This window comes from Brachybacterium timonense, from assembly GCF_900258505.1.
In the GTDB taxonomy this organism is placed as follows: domain Bacteria; phylum Actinomycetota; class Actinomycetes; order Actinomycetales; family Dermabacteraceae; genus Brachybacterium; species Brachybacterium timonense.
This window is the reverse complement of record NZ_LT984896.1, coordinates 1-3880: the sequence shown is the minus strand read 5'-3', so window position 1 is coordinate 3880 and position 3880 is coordinate 1. Positions and strand designations below refer to the sequence as shown.

The 3880-nt window shown below is 65.7% G+C and carries 5 protein-coding genes; 3 read left to right on the top strand and 2 right to left on the bottom strand.

Going from position 1 to position 3880, the window contains the following annotated elements:
* Nucleotides 1–240: 240 nt before the first annotated feature.
* Complete coding sequence (locus C8271_RS13620; RefSeq protein WP_483861867.1) at nt 241–630, top strand: cytochrome c biogenesis CcdA family protein; 390 nt, start codon at nt 241–243, stop codon at nt 628–630.
* Nucleotides 631–972: 342 nt separating this feature from the next.
* The gene (locus C8271_RS13615; protein ID WP_106508100.1) at nt 973–1800 is read left to right on the top strand and encodes a C40 family peptidase; all 828 of its coding nucleotides are present in this window, start codon (nt 973–975) and stop codon (nt 1798–1800) included.
* 95 nt (nt 1801–1895) lie between these two features.
* On the opposite strand, the gene C8271_RS13610 is transcribed toward C8271_RS13615, so the two are convergent.
* Nucleotides 1896–2828, bottom strand: a complete 933-nt coding sequence (locus tag C8271_RS13610; protein WP_106508099.1) for a cation diffusion facilitator family transporter — start codon at nt 2826–2828, stop codon at nt 1896–1898.
* Nucleotides 2828–3202: an ArsR/SmtB family transcription factor gene (locus C8271_RS13605; protein WP_106508098.1), complete on the bottom strand. Its 375-nt coding sequence runs from the start codon at nt 3200–3202 to the stop codon at nt 2828–2830. The genes C8271_RS13610 and C8271_RS13605 overlap by 1 nt, the downstream gene beginning before the upstream one ends.
* Nucleotides 3203–3368: 166 nt before the next feature.
* Here C8271_RS13605 and C8271_RS13600 point away from each other — a divergent pair, with 166 nt between their 5' ends.
* Nucleotides 3369–3779 carry a copper resistance CopC family protein gene (locus C8271_RS13600; RefSeq protein ID WP_106508097.1) on the top strand — a complete coding sequence of 137 codons (411 nt, stop codon included), beginning with the start codon at nt 3369–3371 and terminating at the stop codon, nt 3777–3779.
* Nucleotides 3780–3880 lie beyond the last annotated feature (101 nt).

Genomic DNA, 3880 nt, shown 5'->3' with positions numbered 1-3880 from the left:
GTAGAGTGGAGCACGTCGAGGTCTTTCGGGATGGCGAGCGTGAAGAACTTCCATCATCCGGGAGACCTCGACCCCTACCCGGCCACCCACGCGCTCACCCGACTACACCCTCGTTCGCGAAGAGCCGGATATCTCCTTCAAGCGCACGCAGTATGGATCAATCGGGTCGCGGGCCTCATCGTTATCTTTATGGGGCTCATTTTCATGGGCATGTTCCCTCGATTGACAGGAAATGTCCAGGTGTCCAGGAGACGCCCTGATGCGGGCCTTCTGGGGGCCCCGTTGATGGGCTTCGTCTTCGGGCTGAGCTGGACACCCTGCATCGGCCCTACCTACGCCGCGATCATCGCGCTATCCCTCGACGCCGGCGCCGACGGAGGTTCTGCGGCTCGGGGCGCGATCCTGGCCCTGGCGTACTCGCTCGGACTGGGCATCCCCTTCGTCCTCAGCGCCCTGCTACTTGACAGGGCGATGGGCGTGAGCAGGGCACTTGCCCGCCATCGCCGACTCATCGGAGTCCTATCCGGGGCGCTGCTCATCGCGATCGGCCTGCTGCTACTCACGGGAGTGTGGGCCTCATGGATGGATCAGCTCCAAGGCTCCATCGCCACATTCCAGCCCGTCGTCTGAGCCTCACGAAGGTACTCTCTCCTCCCGATCTGCTACCGGTGACCGACACGGGCCCGTCCACCTCGACTGCGACTCGTGAGGTCGACCCCATTGCGGCACCGGGGTTTGGTAAAGAGACGGTGTGACCCCGAGGCCCATGGGACGAGAGTGTTCAAGAGAAGGAGAAATCGTCGGTCGGGGTCGCCCATGGCGCTATTGGGAGGGTGTTTGGGTCGGTACGTTGGTCCCACCGGTAACGAGGTACGAGATTCCTTCCCGACGCGTCCTCTGCTGTCGACGTTGCCGCGACCAAATGCCAGACGACCCCGTGGATACATGCGGGGATATTCACGGAGTACATTCATGGCCACGAGCAATTCCCATCGCGCGGCCGGCCGCGCAGTCACCCCCCTTCGACACAGCGGACGCGCCCTGCGCGGCACCGGAGGCGCCGCCCTCCTCGGCACCGTCCTGCTCGGTTCCGCCTTCGCTGGTGGGGCCGCACAGGCAGCACCCGCAGCTCCTGCGACCGCGCCGTCCGCGGCCACGCAGGCCGCCGCGCCTGCTGCTCCGGCGCCGACGCAGGCACTGCACTCTTCCGAGAAGCTTCGCTGGGGATCCCAGGGCGCCTCGGTCGAGCAGCTCCAGTCCGCGCTGAACGATGAAGGTGCCTCACTCGCCGTCGACGGGAAGTTCGGCCCGCGTACCCATGGCGCGGTGAAGGACTACCAGCAGGCCAACGGCCTGCAGGTCGATGGCGTGGTGGGCCCCGAGACGCGCGGCTCCCTGAACGGTTCGGCCCCCGTTGTCGGCGGTGGAGGTGCGTCGGTTCCTGCGCCCGCATCCTCCTCCAGCAGCACCGGGCAGGCGATCGTCGACGCCGCACGGACCCAGATGGGTGCCGCTTACTCCTGGGGCTCGAGCAACCCGGGCGTGAGCTTCGATTGCTCCGGCCTGACCCAGTACGCCTACAAGCAGGTCGGCATCGACCTTCCGCGCACCTCCGGCCAGCAGGTCGACGCCGGCACCCAGATCTCCAAGTCCGAGGCGCAGCCCGGCGATCTTGTCGTGTGGCCCGGCCACATGGGCATCTACGCCGGCGGCGACAAGGTCGTCGATGCAGGACGCTCTCCCGGCGCGGTCACCGAGCGCACCATCTGGGGCAATCCCACCTTCGTCTCCTTCCGCTGAGCCCAGCGACCACTCGCGGCGCGCACCCCACCATCGAGGGGTGCGTGCCGTCTTTGCTCTCGCCTGCGGTCAGGAGGCGATCGGATCCGTGGGTGCTAAGTGTGCAAGGGACGTTCGGATTCACCTCGATGCACGGACGGGCTCTCCAGTTGGATCGTGGCGTGCTCGAACGCTATCGGGAAGTGCGTCCTGACGCAGACATGGACCTCTTCGAGGATCCGCAGTGCATGGGCCGATTCGAAGCACTCCTCCCCGACGACGACGTGCGCAGAGAAGATCGGCAGATTGCTCCCGATCGCTGAGGCGTGCAGGTCGTGGACGTCCTGGACGTGGTCGAGCGCGAGGATGTGCTCACGCACCTGATCGAGATCCACACCCTTCGGGGTGTACTCCATGAGGATCCGCAGCGTCTCGGCCATGATGCGGAACGCCCGAGGCACGATCAACGCGGCGATGAACAAACCGGCCAGCGCATCAGCCTGCTGGAATCCGGTCAGCTGAATCACGATCGCGGCCGTGATCACTCCGAGCGAACCGAGAGCGTCATTGAGGACCTCGAGGAACGCGGCACGCATGTTCAGGCTCGAATCCTTGCCTCCAGCCAGGATGAGGATCGCGGCGATGTTCGCGACCAGCCCGATCACACCGAAGATGAGCAGCTCACCCGAGGGAACGTCCGGGGGGTCCGTCAGTCGCAAAATGCCCTCGACGGCGGTGTAGGTGCCGACCACGATCAGGAGCGTGGCCTGGGCCAAGGCTGCCAGTACCTCGATGCGAGCGAATCCCCAGGTCTTACTGCTGCTGGCCGGGCGCAACATCATGGTCGCCGCAATCAACGCGACCAGCAGACCGGAGGCGTCGACAAGGGCATGCGCCGTGTCCGTGAGCAGAGCAAGACTGCCGGTGACGACGCTCCCGATCGCTTGCGCGAGCACGATGACGGAGGTGATCGCGAAGGCGATGGCGAGTCGCGTCCGGGCCGTGCTCGATCCGCTACCGCCGTGCGAATGGTCGTGTCCTGAGCTCATCAAAGGCCCCCGTCCTCGAGGTTCTCGTGATCGCGGTGGTTCTTCAGGGACAGGGTGGTCCCGGAGGTATCGAGCAGGTCGTCCGCCACCTCGAGCAGATCGCTCAGTCGGCGCAGATCGGTGAGAGCGAACCACGATGCGCGGCCTTCAGTGCGCGCGGTGACCAGACCACAGTCGCGCAGGCACGAGAGATGCTTGCTGACGGTCGACTGGGCAAGGTGCATGTGTTCGACAAGGTCGCGAACTCGATGCTCACCGGTCGAGAGGTGCTGGAGGAGAGCCAAGCGTGTGGGTTCGGCGAGAGCATGGAAGAGCGCGGCATGACTGTCTGCCACCTCGAACTGCGGCTCGGCCGGGATCGCATCACTCGTCATATGGCGATGATATCGCCGTGTGGGGTTCTGTAAAGGGGTGGGACTGGACGAGTCGATCCTGGGAGATGAGCGAAGGGGTCGCTGGTGGCACGTCGCTACACTCGATGCGCCCCGGTCATGGGGACAAACCGGCCCGCACGAGGGGTCACCCGAGGAGGAGACGTTCATGACGGCGGACACGACGGCTGCTCGCGGAACCACCGGGACGGCGGTGCGGATCATGCTGGCAAGCCTGGTCGGGCTGCTCGCCGCCGTACTGATGCCACTGGTGGTGCCCGCATTGTTGCCCGCGGCGTCGGCGCACGACACCTTGACCTCTTCGAACCCGGCAGCAGGCGAAAGCCTCGAGCAGGCTCCCGAGGCGCTCGAGCTCACCTACAGCGATGAGGTTCTCAACCTCTCTCCGGCCGTGCGACTGACCACCTCCGCCGGCGAGGAGATCTTCACCGAGACACCCGCCGTGTCCGGCAACACGGCCACGATCGACCTGCCGCCGCTGCCCGCCGATGACTATCAGGTCTTGTGGCGTGTCGTCTCCTCGGACGGCCACCCGGGCTCTTCACGAACGAGGGTGTAGGTGGGGTCTGAAGCCTCCGGCTTCGAGCAGGCTGCGCGCGACGTAGTTCGTGAGGTTCCTGAAGCCGAGCGCGGAGCCGCGGAGGTGTTCGAGTCGGCCGT

What these genes read in the sequence shown, in the direction of transcription:
- C8271_RS13615 (WP_106508100.1), top strand. Translation starts at nt 973, where the DNA reads ATGGCCACGAGCAATTCCCATCGCGCGGCCGGCCGCGCAGTCACCCCC.
- C8271_RS13610 (WP_106508099.1), bottom strand. Translation starts at nt 2,828, where the DNA reads ATGAGCTCAGGACACGACCATTCGCACGGCGGTAGCGGATCGAGCACG.
- C8271_RS13605 (WP_106508098.1), bottom strand. Translation starts at nt 3,202, where the DNA reads ATGACGAGTGATGCGATCCCGGCCGAGCCGCAGTTCGAGGTGGCAGAC.
- C8271_RS13600 (WP_106508097.1), top strand. Translation starts at nt 3,369, where the DNA reads ATGACGGCGGACACGACGGCTGCTCGCGGAACCACCGGGACGGCGGTG.